At 35.4% G+C, this 859-nt stretch carries 1 protein-coding gene; it reads left to right on the top strand.

Annotation, left to right across the window (positions count from 1 at the left end; all coding sequences use genetic code 11):
* The first annotated feature begins 153 nt into the window (after nucleotides 1–153).
* Nucleotides 154–669 carry an ATP-binding protein gene (locus Q0791_RS24910; RefSeq protein WP_299011954.1) on the top strand — a complete coding sequence of 172 codons (516 nt, stop codon included), beginning with the start codon at nucleotides 154–156 and terminating at the stop codon, nucleotides 667–669.
* Nucleotides 670–859: the final 190 nt, after the last annotated feature.

The following is an 859-nucleotide window of genomic DNA, read 5'->3' as shown; positions in this document are numbered from 1 at the left end:
TCTGTCTCGTTTTCGTACTGACAAGATCAGATCACAGAATGACCAAATGGTTCCTTAGATTTAAGCAACAACGCCGCTCTGAGGCTATCATTCTATATTGATTTAGCTATAGTTCACTATACTCAATAAAAATAAAATCATGGGGGCTATATTATGTCTCAGGTTATTCTTGTTTGTGGAGCACCTGGTGCGGGAAAGTCTACCTATTCTCATCAACTTGCAGCAGTCAATCATGGGGTGTTGATTGATATTGATGTAGTGTCAGAGCGTTTAGTTCGTCTAGCGCTTAAATTATCAGATCATGATCCTAATGATAGAGACAGTTGCTTTTTTAAAGATAATTTTAGAGAGGTTATCTATGAGCAAATGTTTGATATTGCAGTTGATAATCTTATTGCTAATGCAGTTATTATTGTTGGCCCTTTTACTCGAGAGCTTCAAGATCCTCATTGGCCTGAGAGATTAGAACAAAGATTTCAATCGAAAGTGAGTATTCACTATGTCACTTGTCACCCAAGTATACGTAAAAAGAGAATAGAGGCTAGAGGTTATTTACGGGATAGGGCGAAATTGAAACATTGGGCACATTATATTCAATATTATGAAGATGAAAAACGGCCATGTTTTGATCATGTGTTAATTGATAATAACAAAGATAATACAGAGTAAATTCATATTATGTTTTAATTGTGTTTGATAAGTGAGCACAATATAAAAAGTATTTATTGACTCTCTATATTGTGCGCCTGTTGAGCTGTTAATGATAGTTATACCAATTCTACTATATAAGTGATCTTTCAGCGGGAATTCAACATGCTGTAGGCAAGGTCGTTAATTGCTCCTGCATTAACAGACAGTC

The organism is uncultured Shewanella sp. (genome assembly GCF_947495455.1).
Lineage (GTDB): Bacteria > Pseudomonadota > Gammaproteobacteria > Enterobacterales > Shewanellaceae > Shewanella.
The sequence above is the reverse complement of the archived record's forward strand: the minus strand, read 5'-3'. Positions and strand labels throughout refer to the sequence as shown.

Excerpts from the sequence above, each read along its gene's own strand:
- Q0791_RS24910 (WP_299011954.1), top strand. The coding sequence starts at position 154 with ATGTCTCAGGTTATTCTTGTTTGTGGAGCACCTGGTGCGGGAAAGTCT.